The organism is Catellatospora sp. IY07-71, assembly GCF_018326265.1.
Classification (GTDB): domain Bacteria; phylum Actinomycetota; class Actinomycetes; order Mycobacteriales; family Micromonosporaceae; genus Catellatospora.
On the sequence record NZ_AP023360.1, the window covers coordinates 5,396,394 to 5,414,875 of the forward strand.

14 protein-coding genes are annotated in these 18,482 nt (G+C 70.6%); 8 read left to right on the forward strand and 6 right to left on the reverse strand.

Going from position 1 to position 18,482, the window contains the following annotated elements:
- Positions 1-680 precede the first annotated feature (680 nt).
- On the forward strand, positions 681-3,104 hold the full coding sequence (locus tag CS0771_RS23840) for a non-reducing end alpha-L-arabinofuranosidase family hydrolase (protein ID WP_212843072.1): 2,424 nt from the start codon (positions 681-683) through the stop codon (positions 3,102-3,104).
- Positions 3,105-3,247: 143 nt separating this feature from the next.
- Here the strand turns inward: CS0771_RS23840 and CS0771_RS23845 are convergent, their stop codons facing one another.
- Both CS0771_RS23845 and CS0771_RS23850 read right to left on the reverse strand, forming a co-directional pair.
- On the reverse strand, positions 3,248-5,392 hold the full coding sequence (locus CS0771_RS23845) for an alpha/beta hydrolase (RefSeq protein WP_212843073.1): 2,145 nt from the start codon (positions 5,390-5,392) through the stop codon (positions 3,248-3,250).
- A 17-nt stretch (positions 5,393-5,409) separates the two neighbouring features.
- Positions 5,410-5,853: an isoprenylcysteine carboxylmethyltransferase family protein gene (locus tag CS0771_RS23850; protein ID WP_212843074.1), complete on the reverse strand. Its 444-nt coding sequence runs from the start codon at positions 5,851-5,853 to the stop codon at positions 5,410-5,412.
- Between the two features lie 429 nt (positions 5,854-6,282).
- On the opposite strand from CS0771_RS23850, the gene CS0771_RS23855 reads away from it, so the two are divergent.
- Positions 6,283-6,864, forward strand: a complete 582-nt coding sequence (locus tag CS0771_RS23855; RefSeq protein ID WP_212843075.1) for a TetR/AcrR family transcriptional regulator — start codon at positions 6,283-6,285, stop codon at positions 6,862-6,864.
- Positions 6,865-6,897: 33 nt separating this feature from the next.
- Here the strand turns inward: CS0771_RS23855 and CS0771_RS23860 are convergent, their stop codons facing one another.
- Positions 6,898-7,914 (reverse strand): carbohydrate-binding protein, encoded by a 1,017-nt coding sequence (locus tag CS0771_RS23860; protein WP_212843076.1) that lies wholly within the window; start codon positions 7,912-7,914, stop codon positions 6,898-6,900.
- 243 nt (positions 7,915-8,157) lie between these two features.
- Between CS0771_RS23860 and CS0771_RS23865 the strand changes: the two genes are divergently transcribed.
- Genes CS0771_RS23865 through CS0771_RS23875 form a run of 3 tightly spaced genes read left to right on the forward strand, consistent with a single transcriptional unit; the run spans position 8,158 to position 12,034 of the window.
- A complete protein-coding gene (locus CS0771_RS23865) occupies positions 8,158-9,897 on the forward strand; it encodes a discoidin domain-containing protein (protein WP_212843077.1) in 1,740 nt (579 codons plus the stop codon).
- Positions 9,897-11,093, forward strand: a complete 1,197-nt coding sequence (locus CS0771_RS23870) for an MFS transporter (protein ID WP_212843078.1) — start codon at positions 9,897-9,899, stop codon at positions 11,091-11,093. Before CS0771_RS23865 ends, CS0771_RS23870 begins: the two co-directional genes overlap by 1 nt.
- A complete protein-coding gene (locus CS0771_RS23875; protein ID WP_212843079.1) occupies positions 11,090-12,034 on the forward strand; it encodes a hypothetical protein in 945 nt (314 codons plus the stop codon). Before CS0771_RS23870 ends, CS0771_RS23875 begins: the two co-directional genes overlap by 4 nt.
- 121 nt (positions 12,035-12,155) lie before the next feature.
- Here CS0771_RS23875 and CS0771_RS23880 read toward each other — a convergent pair whose 3' ends face one another.
- Together CS0771_RS23880 and CS0771_RS23885 are read right to left on the reverse strand one after the other, a co-directional pair.
- Entirely contained in the window at positions 12,156-12,941 is a 786-nt protein-coding gene (locus CS0771_RS23880) for a maleylpyruvate isomerase family mycothiol-dependent enzyme (protein WP_212843080.1), read from the reverse strand.
- Between the two features lie 111 nt (positions 12,942-13,052).
- Positions 13,053-13,958, reverse strand: a complete 906-nt coding sequence (locus tag CS0771_RS23885; RefSeq protein WP_212846008.1) for an aminoglycoside phosphotransferase family protein — start codon at positions 13,956-13,958, stop codon at positions 13,053-13,055.
- Between the two features lie 308 nt (positions 13,959-14,266).
- On the opposite strand from CS0771_RS23885, the gene CS0771_RS23890 reads away from it, so the two are divergent.
- The 3 genes from CS0771_RS23890 (at position 14,267) to CS0771_RS23900 (ending at position 17,580) form a co-directional block, all read left to right on the forward strand.
- Positions 14,267-15,232 (forward strand): cellulose binding domain-containing protein, encoded by a 966-nt coding sequence (locus CS0771_RS23890; RefSeq protein ID WP_212843081.1) that lies wholly within the window; start codon positions 14,267-14,269, stop codon positions 15,230-15,232.
- Between the two features lie 228 nt (positions 15,233-15,460).
- The gene (locus CS0771_RS23895) at positions 15,461-16,030 is read left to right on the forward strand and encodes a SigE family RNA polymerase sigma factor (RefSeq protein WP_212846009.1); all 570 of its coding nucleotides are present in this window, start codon (positions 15,461-15,463) and stop codon (positions 16,028-16,030) included.
- Positions 16,027-17,580, forward strand: coding sequence for a WD40 repeat domain-containing protein (locus CS0771_RS23900; RefSeq protein WP_212843082.1), 1,554 nt, complete (start codon positions 16,027-16,029; stop codon positions 17,578-17,580). The genes CS0771_RS23895 and CS0771_RS23900 overlap by 4 nt, the downstream gene beginning before the upstream one ends.
- A gap of 120 nt (positions 17,581-17,700) precedes the next feature.
- Here CS0771_RS23900 and CS0771_RS23905 read toward each other — a convergent pair whose 3' ends face one another.
- Positions 17,701-18,309, reverse strand: a complete 609-nt coding sequence (locus tag CS0771_RS23905) for a glyoxalase (RefSeq protein WP_212843083.1) — start codon at positions 18,307-18,309, stop codon at positions 17,701-17,703.
- Positions 18,310-18,482: the final 173 nt, after the last annotated feature.

Sequence of the window (18,482 nt, forward strand, 5' to 3'; positions counted from 1 at the left end):
TCGCGACAGGGAGTGATGGCTGTCCGCCGGCACCGGACCGGACTACACGTGCCGGGGTGGATCGTCAGCGCTGGACGCGGTAGCGGATGTGCGTGGCCTGCGGTGTGTCGATCACCCGGGCGATCTCCAGCTCGATGCGCGACGGCAGCACGTCGAACAGCCGGCGGCCGCCTTGGCCTGTGCCATCGCGCTGACGATCCCATCGTTGACATACGTGACCAGCGGATAGTCGGCGACCGACGGGCCCGGCGGGCGGTGGCTGGGTACGAAGATCGGAACTCCGTGATGGTCACCGCCCCAGTGGTCCACCTGCTCCACGGTGCGCCCAGCCGCATGAAGCCGTCGCCGCCGGGGTTGTCCGGCCCGTCGTGTGGACCGGTGATGTACCCGTCGAGAGACATCGCGAAAACTGTTATGAAGGCCGGTGTCGCCGAGTCGCGAAAGTTCCGGGGATGCCATTCCAGGTGGCAGTCGCACCCGCCAGTGCCGCCGACGTGCCCGAGCCTGATTTACCAGGGTGTATCGACCGCCGTGGAGCAAGATTTGTTTCCGGAAGTTTGCCGAAAGTCATTGCCTGAAACAGGGTCCGGTGGCAGCATCCGCGTTGATAAATCTGTTGATGAGATGTCCGGTCGCTCCGCCAGGGAAGGCTCGGGCGCTCGCCAGAAAAGGAGGCCAAGGTGGCCACAAGTCCCTCCGTCCATCGTGGCGGAACCCGGTGGACGAGATCGCCCATCGTCAGAGCGCTGGTCGCCGGCGCGGTCAGCGTCGCGGCAGTGGCCACGGCCACGGTGATGATGCCGTCGGCGGAAGCGGCCGAGAGCACGCTGGGTGCCGCAGCCGCACAGTCAGGCCGGTACTTCGGCACGGCGATCGCGGCCGGCCGCCTCAGCAACTCGACGTACAGCACGATCGCGGCCCGTGAGTTCAACATGATCACGGCTGAGAACGAGATGAAGCCCGACGCGACCCAGCCGAACCGGGGTCAGTTCAACTTCAGTTCCGGTGACCAGATCTACAACTGGGCGACCCAGCGCGGGTTGAAGGTGCGCGGCCACACGCTGGCCTGGCACGCCCAGCAGCCGGGCTGGATGCAGAGCCTGTCCGGGTCGACGCTGCGCCAGGCGATGATCGATCACATCAACGGTGTGATGGCCCACTACCGGGGCAAGCTGGCCGCGTGGGACGTGGTCAACGAGGCGTTCAACGAGGACGGCAGCCGCCGTTCGTCGAACCTGCAGGGCACCGGCAACGACTGGATCGAGGTGGCGTTCCGCACCGCGCGTGCCGCCGACCCGTCGGTCAAGCTCTGCTACAACGACTACAACATCGAGAACTGGAGCTACGGCAAGACGCAGGGCGTGTACCGGATGATCCAGGACTTCAAGTCCCGGGGCGTGCCCATCGACTGCGTCGGCCTGCAGACCCACTTCACCGGCGGCAGCTCGCTGCCCGGCAACTTCCAGACCACCCTGTCCAGCTTCGCCGCGCTCGGCGTGGACGTGGCGCTGACCGAGGTCGACGTGACCAACGCGTCGACGACGCAGTACGCGGGGCTCACCCAGGCGTGCATGAACGTGCCGCGCTGCATCGGCATCACCGTGTGGGGCGTGCGCGACAGCGACTCCTGGCGCTCCAGCGAGAACCCGCTGCTGTTCGACGGCAACGGGAACAAGAAGTCCGCCTACACGTCGGTGCTCAACGCTCTCAACGCCGTCGCCCCGTCGACCCCGCCGAGCAGCAGCCCGCCGCCGGGCGGCGCCGGCACGATCGTCGGCGTGCAGTCGGGCCGGTGCATCGACGTGCCCAACGCGACGCAGACCAACGGCACCCGGGTGCAGCTCTACGACTGCAATGGGCAGACCCAGCAGCGATGGACGTACACCGCCAGCAAGCAGCTGACCGTGTACGGCGGCAAGTGCCTCGACGCCAACGGGCGGGGCACCGCCAACGGCACCGCGGTGATCATCTACGACTGCAACGGGCAGACCAACCAGCAGTGGAACGTCAACGCCAACGGCACCATCAGCGGCGTCCAGTCCGGCCGGTGCCTGGACGTGTGGGGCACCGCCAACGGGCAGCAGATCCAGCTGTACGACTGCCACGGGCAGACCAACCAGCAGTGGCGCACCCAGTTCGGCGGCCCCGCGTCGCCGTCCCCGTCCGCGCCGCCGCCGTCCTCGCCGCCCCCGGGTGGCTGCACGCTCCCCTCGACGTACCGCTGGACCTCGACCGGCGCGCTGACCAACCCGCAGAACGGGTGGGTCTCGCTCAAGGACTTCACCAACGTGGTCTACAACGGCAAGCACCTGGTCTACGGGTCGTACGTCAACAGCGGAGGTTCGTACAGCTCGATGAACTTCGGCCTGTTCACGAACTGGTCGGACATGGCCTCGGCCAGCCAGAACGGCATGAGCCAGGGCACGGTGGCGCCCACGCTGCTCTACTTCGCCCCCAAGAACATCTGGGTGCTGGCGTACCAGTGGGGGCCGACCTCGTTCAGCTACAAGACGTCGAACGACCCGACCAATGCCAACGGCTGGTCCTCGCCGCAGACGCTGTCCACCGCCAGCCTGCCCGACGCCCCGTACGGCGTGATCGACCAGACCCTCATCGGCGACGACCAGAACATGTACCTGTTCTTCGCCGGGGACAACGGCAAGATCTACCGGTCCAGCATGCCGATCGGGAACTTCCCGGGCAGCTTCGGCTCGAGCTACACGACGATCATGACTGACTCGACCAACAACCTGTTCGAGGGCGTCGAGGTCTACAAGGTTCAGGGCCAGAACCAGTACCTGATGATCGTCGAGGCGATCGGGAGCCAGGGGCGCTACTTCCGCTCGTTCACCTCCAGCAGCCTGAGCGGCTCGTGGACACCGCAGGCCGCCACGGAGAGCAACCCGTTCGCCGGCAAGGCCAACAGCGGCGCGACCTGGACCAACGACATCAGCCATGGTGACCTGGTCCGCAACAACCCCGACCAGACCAAGACCATCGATCCGTGCAACCTGCAGTTCCTGTACCAGGGCAAGAACCCCAGCGCGGGAGGCGACTACAACCTGCTGCCGTGGCGGCCGGGTGTGCTGACCCTGCAGCGCTAGGGACGGACTGCCTACCCCGGCCGATCCCGATCGCTGACCGCTCGGGCGTGTCCGGCGCCGACCGGCGCCGGACACGCCCTTCTCCGCCGCGAGGTCATTCGGCCAGGCCCGCCCCGCGCACCTCTGCCCGGCACGCCTGCCGGTCAGAGCAACTCGGCCAGCAGCCGTGCCGCTCGCTGCGGCCCGTCCGTCGCCACGGGCCGGTACGCCGTCGTCCGCCCGATCTCCGCGGCGATGGCCTCGGCGAGCACCTCGGGCGTGAGGTCGTGGTAGTCCAGCCGCCGCCCGGCGCGATAACGGTCCAGGCGGTGCGGCACGTGGAGATTCTGCTCGAAGTGGTGCTGCAACGGGATGTAGAGGAACGGCCGCCCGGTGGCGGTCAGCTCCATGCAGGTGGTCAGGCCGCCCTGGACGACGGCGAGATCGCAGGCGGCCAGGTGCCGGTGCAGATCGGGGACGTAGGGGCGGATGTCCAGGCCGGGTGCGGGGCGGATCGAGGCGGGATCGATGCGCGGACCGGTGATCACGATCATTCGCAGCCCTGGCACGCGCCGCGCCGCGGCCCCGTACGCGTCCACGACCCGGTGCAGCAGCGCCGCGCCGACCCCTGAGCCGCCGACCGTCACGACGCAGACCTGTTCGTCGGGCCGGTAGCCCAGTTCGGCGCGCAGGGCCGCGCGGTCGGCGACGGCGGCCGGGTCGAAACCGGTGGCGTACCCGGCGAAGGCGTAGTGCTGCCGGGTCCAGTCGCGGATGCGCGGCAGGCCGGGGCCGAACGTGCCCTCGATGACGTCCTCGGGGTCGCCGATGAAGATCGCCCGGTCCCGGATGCGCGGGTAGCGGGCGATGTGCTCGATCATTTCGGCGTTGTAGTCGGCGGCGACCAGCGCCTCGCGCGGGCCGGCGTCGGGCATCGGCAGGTAGCCGACGAAGTCGGTGAGCCAGGCGTACGCGAACCGTTTGAGTTCGGGGTTCTCGTGCAGGAAGTGGTCGACCTCCCAGGCCTCGTCGCCGACGACCAGGTCGTACGCGCCGTCGTGGACGACGTCGTGGAAGACCATGAAATTGGCGAGGAGGACCTCGTCCATCCGGCGCAGTGCCTCGAAGCAGTGCAGGTCGTGTTCGCCGGCTTCGCCTTCGATGTGCGCGGACTCGTTGGCCAGCCAGCGGCTGGCGGGGTGCACCTGCTCCCCGGCGTCCTCCAGCACCCGGGTCACCGGGTGCTGGGCGAGCCAGTCGATGGCGACGTCCGGGTGCAGGCGGCGCAGTTCGGCTGCGATCGCGGCGTCGCGGCGGGCGTGGCCGAGGCCGATGGGGGAGGAGAGGTACAGCACCCGCTTGGTACGCCGGTTCCACCGCGTCCAGGTGCGCGGCGCCGGTGTCCGCGGTGCCAGCTGCTGGACGAACTCCTGGATGAGCAGGTTCACCTGCACCGGGTCGCGGGCGAGCGGGATGTGGCCACCGCCGTGCAGGGTGACCAGCCGCCCGCCGGTGAGCTCCGCGATGGTCTGGCTGCGCCCGGCCGGGCTGACGCGGTCGTCGTCGCCGTGGATCAGCAGGACGGGGCAGGTGACGCGCCGGCACCACTCGGTGAACGCCGCCGTCGCCGGCCAGGTGCCGTGGCTCGCGGCCACCAGCACCTCCGCGCTGGTCTGGCGGCCCCAGCCGACGCCGTCCTCGATCTGCTTGGTCGAGTGCGGCTCCGGGAAGCACTGGCCGAGGAAGAACCAGAGGAAGTCGTCGTAGTGCTGCCGCCAGTAGGCGCGGTTGTACTTGGCCCAGTGCTCGTCCGGATCCGGCGCGAGCACCGGCACCCGCGAGGACGGCATCGTCGGCGGCTCGGCGTCCATGGGCGGAGTGTGTGCCCGGGCGATGCTGGCGGGGGGCACGGGTGCCGTGGGGCCGATCAGCGCGACGCCGCCGACCCGGGCCGGATGGTGTGCGGCCAGGTCGATCGCCCAGGTCGCCGCCATGGACAGGCCCACCAGCACGGCGGCACCGGTGCCGGTGGCGTCCAGCACCTTCAGGGCGTACGCGGTGTGGGCGTCCTGGTCGTACGCGCGCGGATCGAGGGGCCGGTCCGAGCGCCCGTTGCCAGGCCCGTCGTAGGCGACGACGCGGTGGTGCCGGGCCAGGTAGGGAATCTGCCCCTTCCAGAAGCGCTTGTGGATGATGGTCCACGTCGGCATGAGCAGGATGGTCGTCTCGCCCGTGCCGAACACCTCATAGTGGATCCGCACGCCGTCGTGTTCGATGAAGCCCTCGGCGTCGGCCGCCCGTGCCCGCATCGGCAGGTCCTCCAGTCTCAGCGGGTGCCGCTGTCCTGCGGCGCGCGGCGCCGACCGGCCAGCGCCCGGGGGCTCGGGATGAAGCGGGGCACCTGCTCGGCGTACCGCAGGTAGGGCTCGCCGAGCTCGCGGCGCAGGTCGGCCTCCTCGAACCGGACTGCGATCAGGATGTAGCCGGTGCCCGCGACCGCGAACAGCAGCCGTCCGGCGCTCATCTGGGGTGCCGCCCAGAAGGCGATGAGGAAGCCGACCATGATCGGGTGCCGGACGAGGCGGTAGAGCAGCGGCTGGCGGAACCCCGGCTCGGCGTAGGCGGTCTGCCGGACCCGCGCGAGCGCCTGGCGCACCCCGAACAGGTCGAAGTGCCCGATGAGGAAGGTGCTGAGGACCAGAGGACGGCCCAGCCTGCGGCGTACAGCGTCCAGAGCAGTGCCTGCGCCCAGCCGGCCGAGACCTCCCACACCGGATCGGGCAGCGGCCGCCACTGCCACATGAGTGCCGCGATGACGAGGCTGGCGGTGAGTACATAGGTGCTGCGTTCGACGGCCGGGGGCACGGCGCGGGTCCACCAGCGCTTGAACCAGGGCCGCGCCATCACGCTGTGCTGGACTGCGAACAGGCCCAGCAGGCCGGCGTCGGTCAGCATCGCCGCCCAGACCGGGCCGGTCCTGCCGTCGTCGATGGACTTGGGCACGCCGATGTCGGCCAGCCAGCCGATCGTGTAGCAGAAGACCCCGAGGAACGTGAGGTAGGCGACCACTCCGTAGCCGAGTGTCAGGATGCGCCGGCTCATGGTTCTCCCTTCCTTTCGCTCGGTCGACCGACCGAATTCAGAGGAAGCTATCATTCGGTCGATCGACCGAACAAGACGTTGTCTGATGGGAGACTCGATGGCCGCCGATACGACGACCAAGATCATGGAGTCCGCCCGCGCCTGCCTGCTCTCCGGCGGCTATGCCAACCTGTCCACCCGCAGGGTGGCCGACCGCGCCGGCGTACCGCTGAGCCAGATCCACTATCACTTCGGCGGGAAGCAGGGCATGGTCCTGGCCCTGCTGGATCGCGAGAACCAGCTCCTGGTCGAGCGGCAGCGCCGGATGTACGCCGCTTCCGTACCCCTGTGGAAGCGCTATGGGCAGGCATGCGACTTCCTGGACGACGATCTGGCGTCAGGCTACGTCCGGGTGCTGCAGGAGATGGTCGCCGCCGGCTGGTCCGACGACGCGGTCGCCCGGCGGGTGCTCGCGCTGCTGCAAGGCTGGATGGACATCCTGGAGGAGGTAGCCCGCGAGGCCGAGGAGCGGTTCGGCTCCCTCGGCCCGTTCACCGCCGCCGACCTCGCCACCCTCATCGGCCTGGCGTTCCTCGGGGGCGAGACGCTGATCCTGCTGGGCGACGACGGCTGGAGCGAGCGGGTCCACGTCGCCCTCCGCCGGGTCGCCGAGGCCATCCGGACCCTGGAGGAGGCATGACGGAGGGGGCCCGTGTGGGCCCCCTCCCGTCCGCTACAGCCGTTGCCAGAGCGCCGGCACGTTGGGCGGCTCCCAGCCGATCTGGGAGGTGTGGGCCTGAAGGCACCGGTAGGAGATTCCGCCGTAGGTCACCTGGGCTCCCACGGCGTAGGCGACACCGGCCCGCCAGCTCGTCGTGCCGGTCGCGGTGGTTGAGGGCGTGGGGGTCGGCTTGGGGCTTGCCGTCGTAGCCGTCGGTGTCGGGGTCGGTGTCGGGGTCGGACCATTGACGAGCTGATATGCCTTCATGTCGCGCAGGAGCAGGTAGGTGTCCTGCAGTGAGCCGGAGGTGTCGCCGAGAGAACGGTAGATTCCCCACTTCGGCCGGACCCGGTCGGCTAGGAAGGTGTCGACTCCGGTCCGGGTGGCGTCGATGATCGTGGTGCCGGCGCTGCGGACCACCCAGCGGACGGAGCCGGCGGTCCCGTCACCGATTTTGATCTCGTACTCGACGTCGATCCATTTGTTGTGCAGCGGTTCGAGGTTCGTCCGGCCCACGAGGACGTCTCCGGCGATGACCTTGTGTTCGATGGTCTGCACGCCGTCGACCCGGCGCAGCGAGGTGACGGTGATGGGGGAGGTGCCGGTGCCGGGCTGCTTGGTCTGCATGATGTGGGTGAAGGACGTGGTCGCCTTCAGCGAGCTGGGAATGTACATCGAGTAGGTCACCCGCCAGGTCTGGCCGAGGTTCCACTCCAGATAGCTCGAGGCGGACGTGCGGGTGCCGGTGACCTCGTGACGCTGCCGGTCCGTGGCGGTGTCACGGTCGACCATGTGCATGTCGAACCGGTAGTCGTTGCCGACGACCTTGATGTGGGGCCGGGCCGCGGTATGCGAGTCTGCTCGGTCGTCCTCGATGGACTCGAAGGCCCCGAGGCCGACCGTGCCGGCGCTGGGAGCCCAGCGCAGCTGCCATACCGGTGCGGCCTGCGCTGACGGGACGACCAGAAGGGTCGCAACGCCGGCGACGGCGACGGCGAGGGTTGCGAGGGCGATGTGCGAACGGTTCATCCGCTCACCTCAATCGGTCCGATGGATAGGAAAGTTGACTAACAATAGCGTCGAAGACGGTACCTGCCAAGAAGCCCGCCCGGCGGTCGGCGTGATTGGTAAACGGTCTTCCTGACACCTTGACAGCGTCCCCGCGCACATCGAGACTCATCACCAAGCGGCTTGGCGCGGCGTCCGAACCGGACGTGACGTGCTCAGTGTGTACTGCCCCGGCCGGTGAATCTCCCCTCAGAGGAGCACACCGTGCAGTCCAGAAAACATGTCCTCACCACGGCGGCGGCTGCCGCAACCGCTCTGCTGACCGCGGCCACCGTCGTCCTCGCCCAGCGCGCCGAGGCCGCCGACGTCCTGCTCTCCCGCAACAGGCCGGTAGCGGCGTCTTCTGTCGAAGCCTCGGCGTACGCGCCGGAGAAGGCCGTTGACGGCGACACCGCCACCCGGTGGGCCAGCGCCGAGGGGTCCGATCCCCAGTGGATCCGGGTGGACCTCGGCGCGGCCACGCCGATCACCCGCATCCGGCTCGTCTGGGAAGCGGCGTACGCGTCGGCATACCGGCTGGAGACCTCGGCCGACGCCACGACCTGGACCACGCTCAAGGCGGTGACCGGCGAGAACGGCGGGACCGACGACCACACCGGACTCGCCGCGACCGCACGCTACGTCCGGGTCTACGGCACCCAGCGCGGCACGCCCTACGGCTACTCGCTCTGGGAGCTGGAGGTCTACGGCCCCGGCTCGCCGCCGGGTCCTGGCACCGACTACCAGGCCGAGGACGCCGCGCTGTCGCAGGCGGTCGTGGCCGTCAACCACACCGGCTACACCGGCAGCGGGTTCGTCGACTACACCAACGTCAGCGGCAGCCGGATCGAGTGGACGGTGACCACAGCCGTGGCCGGTCCGGTCGCGCTGACCCTGCGATACGCGAACGGCACCACCGCGAACCGGCCGATGGACATCGCGGTCGACGGCGCCGTCGTCGCCGCGAGCGCCCCCTTCGCCCCGACGGCGAACTGGGACACCTGGACGACGTACACGGTCACCACGACGCTGGCGGCCGGTACCCACACCGTCCGCGCCACCGCCGTCGCCGGCACCGGCGGACCCAACGTGGACAAGCTGACCGTCACGCCGACCGCCAGCCCCACGGCCGGCCCGACGCTCAGCCCCAGCCCCACGCCCGGGGGCGCGTTCACCGTGGCCGCCGCCGGCGACATAGCCGAGCAGTGCACCGCCTCGTCGAGCACCTGCCAGCATCCGAAGACCGCGGCCCTGGTCACTGCCATGAACCCGGACTTCGTGCTCACGATGGGGGACAACCAGTACGACGACGCACGCCTGTCGGACTTCCAGAACTACTTCGACAAGACCTGGGGCGCGTTCAAGTCGAAGATCCGCCCGGCGCCCGGCAACCACGAGACCTACGATCCGGCCGGTGCCATGGTCGGCTACCAGTCCTACTTCGGCTCGATCGCCTACCCGCAGGGCAAGCCCTACTACAGCTACGACCACGGCAACTGGCACTTCATCGCGCTGGACTCCAACACCCTCACCGCGTCGGCCCAGCTGACCTGGCTGCAGAACGACCTGGCGGCCACCACCAAGGGCTGCATCGCCGCGTACTGGCACCATCCGCTGTTCAGCTCAGGTGAGCACGGCAACGACCCGGTCAGCCGCCAGGCATGGCAGCTGCTCTACAACGCGCGCGCCGACCTGGTGCTCAACGGCCACGACCACCACTACGAGCGGTTCGGGCCGCAGAACCCGTCGGCGGCCGCCGATCCCAACGGCATCGTCGAGGTCCTCGGCGGAATGGGCGGCGCCCCGCCCTACTCGATCGACAACGTGCAGCCCAACAGCCAGAAGCGCCTGACCGGCGTGTTCGGGGTACTCAAGCTGTCGTTCACGGCCGGCACGTTCTCCTGGCAGCTGATCGGGACCGACGGCACGGTCAAGGACACCAGCCCCACCTACACCTGCCACTGATGTACATCACACTGCGCCGGGACACCCCGGCTCCGGGACGGCGGGCGCTCTCCGCCGTCCCGGCCAACGTCATCGCGCTGGGCGCGGTCAGCCTCGTCACCGACGTCTCGTCCGAGATGGTCACGGCCGTGCTGCCGCTCTACCTCGCGCTCACCCTCGGCCTGACGCCGCTGCAGCTCGGCTTCGTCGACGCCCTGTCCTTCGGGGCCACCGCGCTGCTGCGCCCGGCCGGGGCCCGGGTCGCCGACCGGTGGCGGCACAAACCGGTGGCCGCCGCCGGGTACGCGCTGTCGGCCCTGGCCAAGCTCGGTGTGCTCGCCGCTGGGGCGGCGCTGGGGCCGCTGGCCGCAGCCATCGTGGCCGACCGCACCGGCAAGGGCCTGCGTACCGCGCCGCGCGACGCCCTCATCGCGGCGTCGGCTCCGGCCGGTGGCGAAGGGCTGGCGTTCGGCGTGCACCGGGCCATGGACACCGTGGGTGCCCTCCTGGGCCCGCTGGCCGCGTTCGCCGTGCTCGCCGCCACCGGCGGCACGTACCGGGCCGTGTTCGTGGTCAGCTTCTGCGTCGCGGCTTTCGGCGTGGTGCTGCTCGCGCTCTACGTCAGGGACCGGCCGGGTCCCACCCCGCCGGCGCCGCCGCTGCGGACGGTCCTGCGCGACCGTCGGCTGTGGCGGATGTGCGCGGTCGCCGCCGGGCTCGGCGCGTTCACGATGAGCGACTTCTTCGTCTACCTGCTGCTGCAGCGTTCCGGCGCGGTGCCGCTGCGGTACTTCCCGCTCCTGCCGCTGGGCACGGCCGCGGTCTACCTGCTGCTCGCGGTGCCGCTCGGCCGCCTGGCCGACCGCGTCGGGCGGGCGCGGGTCCTGCTGGGCGGTCATCTCGCCCTGGTCGCGGCCACGCTCCTGCTCGCCGGTACGCCGGCCGCGGCGCCGATGGTCGTGGGGGTGCTCCTGCTGCACGGGCTGTTCTACGCGTCCACCGACGGGGTGCTGATGGCGCTGGCGGGGCCGCTGCTGCGGGACTCCTCGCGCACCACCGGACTCGCGATGGTCCAGACGGCGCAGGCGGCCGCCCGGTTCGTCTCCTCGCTGGCCGCCGGCGCGCTCTGGGCCGCCTGGGGTCCCCGGGCCGCGCTGCTGGTGATGGCGGCGGGCCTGCTCGCGGCCGTCCTGGCCGCCGCGCGGGGGCTCCGATGAGGCGCGCGTGGCTCGCGTTGGCAGCCGCGCTCCTGCTGGGCACGGCGGCCACGGTCTACATGACGCACACCGCCACGCCGACACCGGCCGTACCGCCGACATCCCTGCGCAGCGGGCAGCTCTACTTCCGCGACGGCGGTGGTCAGGTCGCCTCGGTCGCCCCAGCCGATCCGGGCGGCTCACGACAGCAGTCGGGGCTGCGCTGCGACCGGTTCGCGGCCGCCTGGCCGACGGCGGTCTGCCTGACCGCCGACGTCACCAACGGCCTGCCGACGACCACCGCGGTGATCCTCGACCGCGACCTGCGCGAGACCCGGCGGCTGCACCTGGCCGGGATCCCCAGCCGCGCCGGCGTCTCGCCCAGCGGCCGGATGGTCGCCTGGACCGTGTTCGTCACCGGCGACTCCTACAACCAGGGCGGCTTCTCCACGTGGACCGGCATCCTGGACACCCGCACCGGGTACGTCGTGACGAACATCGAGAACATCCACCTCTACCTGACCGGCGGGCGCCACCACGCGGCGGACGTCAACTACTGGGGTGTCACGTTCGCCGCCGACGACACGACCTTCTACGCCACGGTTTCCACGCGGGGCAAGACGTATCTCGTGCGCGGCGACTACGCAGCCTGGGAGGCGCGGGCGGTGCTCGCCGGGGTGGAGTGCCCGTCGCTGTCCCCGGACGCGACCAGGGTCGTCTACAAGAAACCGGCCCCGGGGCGGGTCCCGTGGCGCCTGGCCGTGCTGGACCTGCGCACCCTGCGCTCGGTGGACCTCGCCGAACCGCAGGGGGTCGACGACCAGGCGATCTGGCTCGACGACCGGACGGTCGCCTACGCCCGCGACGGGGACGTGTACGCGCTCGCCGCCGACGGCACCGGTGCACCCCGGATGCTCGTCCGGGACGCGTCATCTCCCACGCCACCGCTGACACCGCGTTGACACGCGACGACGGCGTCACCCGTAATCCGGGTGGCGCCGTCGGCTGTGCCAAACCCCGGCCGGCCTGGCGACCGACGGAAGGCCGCTCGCCGCCCGCTCCCTCGCCGCATGCCGCCGGTCGTCACACGGACGGGTCCCAGGCCGCGAGCTGATCGAAGATACGGCGGTCGCCTTCGAACCTCAGCGAATCCAGCGGTATGCGGCCGTAGAAGAACAGGACCAGGTCACTGGCCGTGCCCCGGGCACAGGCGTCGGCCGTGCCGGGGTCCTCGCCGGCACCGGGCGTGAGGTGGGCGACCTGTGCGCCGTCCTGGGAAAGCCGCAGGCGCCAGGAGCGGCCCTCGGTGGCGTGGTAATCGACGACGGCGGGGTCGTGTGGCCAGGCGACCGTCGTCGCGCAGAGGGTGAACTGGCAGTCGTCGAAACCGTCGAGGGCCACCTCCTCCGGCAACGGCTGCGGGGCGCCCACCGTGAGCTGCGCGTCGTAGGTGTGCACCGCGATCTCGGGAACCTGGCGCCGCGCCCATGCCCCAGAGGTCTGCGGTGACGGCGAGTCATCCCACCACGTCCAACAACCGCGGTCCGGGCCGGCCTCGCGCAGCGTGCTCGTCAGCTGCTCGACCGACTCGGTCCACCAGGCCAGCAGAGCCTCGCGCTCCCGAGGCGCACCCATGCCGCCCTCCCAAGCCGACTTCTCCGGCGGCGCGTCCGCGGGCCCTGCGGCGACGATGGCCGCTGATTTGCGGCGGCCCATGCCCACGTGTTGCACGAGATCGAACAGCGTCAGCTCGGGATGGGTCGGCACCTGCAGGTCGAGGCTGGGCGCCGCGGCGACCGCAGCGCGGAAGGCGGCCGACCGTTCGTCGATCAGCCGCAGATGATCAGAAAACGTGAGAATCCTGTGCACGCCGGCTTTCTATCACCGTGCTCCGGCGACCGGACAGCGAATTTCGCAGCCGACGCGGCGGCCGCCCCGGCACTGATTCGTGCCCTCGGATCTGGCTGGCGACGATGCTGTTCAGTGCGCGGCGGCGTCAGCGAGGATCTCCTGAAGCCGTGCCCGACATTCGGCGACGAAGGCTGGAAAAGTATCCCAGTAGTAAGAGATTCCACTGACGCCCACCGCGATGGCCCAGGCGCGGGCGCGGGTCCAGGTCGGCTCGTCAAGGTTCATGGCGTCCCAGTACGCCTCCCGCGCGTCGGTCGGCAGGTCCCAGATGGTGGAGTGCTCGGCGTCTGGAAACCCGACGGAGAGGCTTCCGAAATCGATTACGGCGTGTAGCCGGCCGTCGGCCACCAGAAGGTTGGTCGGCTTAAGGTCGCCGTGGAGCCACACGTGAGGGCTGGAGGGCTCAGGCAGGGCGGTCGCGGCACGCCACATACGTGCCAGCGAATCTATATCGATCTCTGCGCCGACGGTGGTTCGACAGTCCTCGAAACACCTGCTGATCCACTCGTCGCAAGCCTGCAAGCGGCCTCCGCGATACCAGCGGAGGTCACCCGCACTGGTCGCCTCCATGAGGTCGATGTTGTGAAGCTCGCGCACGAACGACGCCAGCTCGGCTCCGAACGCGGCCCAGTCCTGGACGGTGTCCGGCCGGGCCTCCTTCCCGTCAATCCAGCGAAATACCGACCAGGGCAGCGGGAACGCAACGGTGGGAGTGCCCGCATGGACGGGCTCCGGGACCGCGTGCGTGAGCAGCGGCGCCAGACGGGGAAGCCATTCCTGCTCCTTCCGCAGGGACCGCGCTTTGTCCTGGGTTCGCGGAAGCCGCACAAGCAGGTCGTCACCTAGCCGATACATGGTGTTCTCCGTGCCCGCGCCTGCTAGCGACAGTGAGAGGCCGGCCCACTCCGGGCGCTGTGCATCCAGCAGCGACCTGACAACCGCCTCATCGACCGGGACCTCGTTCTCGTGCAGCATCACGGTGGAGATCCTGCCGCCAGGCGGCACGAAGGGCCAGCGACTATCGGCAGAGTTCCGACACTCATGCGCCAGCTGACCGAAGCGGGACGGCTCATCGGCCATCGGCGGTTGCCATCCATGACGATCGCGACGTGCCGGGGCAGGCTCGCGCCGGCCAGTTGCGCGTTGAGGCGCCGAGCGTAGAGCGCGTAGGCAGTGTTTCTCACCGTCATCCACATTCGGCGACAACAAACCGGATCGTGACAGCGATGCCGGCGACAGCGGTCGTTGCCATTAATTGATGGTCGTCTCTACAATTTATCGACATGAGACTATCGAACGCTTTCCTGCGTCGGATCGCCCAACTCGCCACGGCAGTCGTCGTGGGTGTGGGAGCGGTCGCTCTCCTGCCTGCGCCGGCACACGCGGCGACCGTGGCCTTCGCGAAGGAGAGCCAGTGGTCCAGCGGCTACGTCGGCAAGATGACCGTGCACAACCCCAGCGCGGCGACGCTCACCTCGTGGCGGGTCGAGTTCGACCTGCCGGCCGGCACCACGCTCGGCTCGTACTGGAACGCGAACATGACCCGTGAGGGCGGCCGCTTCGTCTTCACCAACATGTCGTGGAACGGCACGCTCACGGCCGGCGCCTCGACCAGCTTCGGCTGGGTGGCGAGCGGCAGCGGTGAGCCGCAGGGCTGCACGGTCAACGGCGCACCCTGCTCCGGCCCGCCGGCCGTCGACGTGACGCCGCCTTCGGCGCCGACGAACGTTCACTTCGTCACCGGATCGTTCACCGGCATCGTCTGGTCCCCGTCCACCGACGACACCGGCGTCGTCGAGTACCAGATCTTCCACCGATCCACCCAGATCGCAACCTCCACGACGACGAGCTACAGCATGCCGACACCGCCGCCGATGGTCACGACCTATGGGGTGCGGGCTGTCGACGCGGCCGGCAACATCTCCCCGTTCACGCCGCTCCACGTCGGGCAACTGCCGGACTCGACCCCGCCGACCGCACCCGCGAACCTGCGGATCGGTGGCATGTCGCCCGACCACCTGACGGTGCGCTGGGACGCTGCGACCGACGAGACGTTCCTGGTCGGGTACGAGATCTACCTGAACGGCGCGCTGATCAGCAAGGTCGGCGGCACCAGCGGATACGTCCCGTTCACCAGTTTCGGAATCTACACGGTACGGGTGCGGGCCTGGGACGCCTCGGGCAACTTCGGGCCGTACGCCCAGATCAGCATCGCCATCGACCCGCCGCCGCCTCCACCTGCACGCTGACCTTGGCCTGCCGGGGGCTCTGAGCCTCGTGTACCACTCGGTGCTGACGCCGGCCAGGACCGCGAGGACACTACGCACAGGTCACGAGGGCCGCCGGCGGACCCGCTCACCACATTGACCTGTGCCGCCGCGCCCCGCGACCATTTCGCCGGCGGGTTCCCTCCGCGGGCCGTGCCCGTGGCGTCGTGAGGGGCATGGAGGGGCGACGTGACACATGATGAAGCCTGGGTGCCGGTCGGCCCGGGTGCGCCACCCGAGCAGCAGGCGCGGTTCGACGACTTCGTGCGGGCCCGCACGCGCGCGCTGTGGCGCACGGCATACCTGCTCACCGGCGACCGGCATCTTGCCGAGGACCTGCTGCAGACCGCGCTGGAACGCGCCGCGGTGCGCTGGCGCCGCCTGGACCAGCCCGAGGCGTACGTCCGGCGGGTGCTCTACACCCAGTCGGTGTCCTGGTGGCGCAGCCGGCAGCGGCGGGTGCGCGAGGTGCTGCTCGACACCGCGCCCGAACCGGCCGGGCCGCCCGGCGACCCCGAGCTGCGGGTGATGCTGGCCCAGGCGCTGCGGCGGCTCACCCCGCGCCAGCGCGCCGTGCTGGTGCTGCGCTTCTACGAGGACTGCTCCGAGACGGAGACGGCCCGCACGCTCGGCGTCGCCGTCGGCACCGTGAAGAGCCAGACCAGGCATGCCCTGCGCCGCCTGCGCGAGCTCGCCCCGGAACTCGGCGACCTCATCCCCGACCCGGCCGCTTCGGCCGGCCGCATCCGGCACGACGAGACCTCGGTGGTGACGCGATGAGCCTCGGACAGCACCTGCATGCCATCGCCGACGAGCAGCCGCCGCCGCCCGTACCCGCGGATCTGTTCCAGCGGGCGCGCCGCCGCGCCCGCACCCGGCGGGTGACCACCACGGGTCTCGCGCTGGTGGCCTTCGCGGGTCTCACTTCCGCGCTCGGCACCGGCGGGATCGCGCCGCACCAGCCCGCGGCAGGCCCGGACCTGCTGCGCGACCTGTTCGGACCGGGCCTCGGCGGGCCGCTGGGCTGGCTGCTGCTGGCGGCGCTGCTCGGCCTGCTGGCCTGGCGCTGGCGCACCGCGCCCCGCGCGACCCTGCTCCGGCGGCTCGCGCTCACCGCGGTCGCCGGCGCGCTGCTGGTGATCGCCGCGCCTCCCGGCACCGCGCTGTGGGGCGAGCCGCACGGGCAGCGGCCCGGCTTGCCCGACCGGTTCGCCGCGCCGTCGACCTGGACCTGGGTGGCCGAGGTACGCCAGTCCCCGCCCGGCCGGGTGGCGATGGTTCTCAGCGGCCCGGGCACGCACGGCGGGTTCGAGGAGGGCCGGGCCGTGTTGGTCGCCGCAGACGGCGACCGCTACCGGGTGCTCGACGTCTTCAGCGACCCGCTGGAGCAGCCCTGGACGTACGAGGTGGGCTTCGGCCGCACCCAGCTGCTGTCCCCGGACGGGCGCTACCTCACGGTGAATCAGGACGTCGTGGACCTCACCACCGGCGCAGCCCCGCCCGTCGGCCCTGCGCTGTCACCGGTGGCGTGGTCGGCGGACGGCAGCCGGATCGTGGTAGGCGTCCCCGATGTCGTCGACGGCGGTCAGCGTGCGTGGGAGGTGTGGGACATGCGGTCGCACGTCCTGGCGCGCACCATCACGCTGCCCGCCGGGGCGACCGCCGGCGGCGTGGCGCTCTCGCCCGACGGCGAGCGCGTCGCGGTGGAGGAGGGCGACCGCCTCGCGGTGTACCCGGTCGGCGGCGGCGAGCCTGTGCAGTGGCCGCTGACGGGCTGGCGGCTCGGCGACGGCGTGGCCTGGAGCACCGACGGACGCCTGCTGGCGCTGGTCCGGCGCGACGGCTGTCCCACCTGCTACCACGAAGCAGGGCAGGCGCGCGGAATCCGGATGGTCGATCCGGACACCGGGCAGGTGGTCGCGGGCGGCGAGTTCGCTCCGCTGCCGGCGGACGTCGAGCTGGCGGTGCAGGGCTGGCGCGGGCCCGACCAGCTCGTCGCCCAGGTCGGCGGGGTGGTCGAGGTGTTCACGCGGGGCAGGGCGGCCCCGACCCGGCTGTTCGACCTGCCCGCGGGGGTCACCCACGTGGAGATCGCCACCGATGTGCTGCGCCTGCCGATGCGGCCGGCCGGACCGGCGACCTACGGGCCGCCGAACCTGTTCTTCTGGTACCTGCTCGGGACGGCCGCCGCACCGCTGGTGGCGCTGCTGTGCATGGGCCTGGTCATCCGGCGAGTCGTCCGGCGGCAGTCGGCGACGACCCGCCCGGGCGGCCCGCCGACCGAGGGCACCGGCCCGCCCGCCGAGGGGGCCGGCACTCACGAGGCTTAGATTCCGTCTCGCGGATCCTGACCGGAAGCGGCGCGGCCGGACCGGTGGTAGACCACCGGACTTCGACCGCGCCGCATACCGCAGACGCAACCGGGTCGGACATGATCCACCAGCCGGAACCTAGGCGGACACGGCCTCCCACCGGAAGCCGTCGAGGTCGACGAAGCGTCCGGCGTCGCTGCCGACGGCGATGCGGTGCGAGCCGGAGCCCTCGGGTGACACGCCGGAGTCCTTGGCGGCGAACTTGCGGCTGTAGAGCGCCATCTTGATGGTCGAGGTGCCGAATTCGACATACTTGCTGCCGAAGCTCTTGGTCACCGGCAGGCCGCGGTCGGCGTAGAACTGCCTGGTCGCCTTGACGTCGCCGACGCCGAGCAGCAGCACGACATCGTTGACCTGGCGCGTCGCGGGGCCGGTGTTCTTCTTCTCCGCCGACGCGAGCTTCCAGACGGTGCCGAACGGGTCCTGGATGGTGCCGCCGTAGCCCCAGAAGCTCTTGCTCGCCGGCTTGAGCGTCGTCGCTCCGGCGGCCAGGGCTGTGGCGAAGAAGCTGTCCACGTCGCAGGGCTGGGGCACGACCAGCGAGATCGCGTAGCCGCGGAATCCGGCCGACGGTTCGTCACCGGCCCGCACGCGGATGCGCTCGCCCAGCCCGAAGGCCGCGGTGTAGAACGAGTCGGCGGCGGCCGGGTCGGTGACTTCGAGGATGAGGTGGTCGATGGAGGTCATGGCGTGCTCCTTCGGGAGGCTGTCGTGGATCGCTGTGTCTGAACACAGCTTCACCTCCCGGGCCGCCCGCCCACATCCGTGGTGACCACGGAAGCCGCCACGGAGCGGGCGTACGGATACACGCGCGAGCCATGATCCGCGAGACAGGCCACAGGGTCGGCCGCATCGGTAGG